This is a genomic window from Streptomyces sp. 4F14 (assembly GCF_048159485.1).
In the GTDB taxonomy this organism is placed as follows: domain Bacteria; phylum Actinomycetota; class Actinomycetes; order Streptomycetales; family Streptomycetaceae; genus Streptomyces.
The window spans coordinates 1-321 of the sequence record NZ_JBLRVY010000377.1 but is presented as its reverse complement, the minus strand read 5'-3'; the positions used below and the strand labels follow the sequence as shown (position 1 = coordinate 321).

General features: G+C 73.2%; 1 protein-coding gene. It reads right to left on the bottom strand.

The window, feature by feature from the left end; all coding sequences use genetic code 11:
* Nucleotides 1-169: 169 nt before the first annotated feature.
* Nucleotides 170-321, bottom strand: a 152-nt coding sequence (locus ACLZOT_RS51190; RefSeq protein ID WP_416976143.1) for an ATP-binding domain-containing protein, incomplete at its 5' end; no start/stop codon positions are given.

Sequence of the window (321 nt, the reverse complement as noted above, 5' to 3'; positions counted from 1 at the left end):
GTGGAACGGCCGCGTGATGACGCAGTACGCGGACCGGATCTTCTACCGGCACTGAGTCGTACGGCCCCGCGCGCCGTCCCGGTCCGCCGGGGCCCCGTTCCCCCGCGGCGAGGGTTCCGTCCTCAGACGCCGGACGGGCTGGGACATGCCCGTCCGGCGTTCGGCGATGTCACGCCAGCGCCTGCGGCAGCCGACCCGTGTGCAGCACCCCCAACCGCTGCGTCGCCCGGGTCAGCGCCACGTACAGGTCGCTCGTGCCGTACAGCCCCGGCTCCACCACCAGCACCGAGTCGAACTCCAGGCCCTTGGACTGGCGCGGGT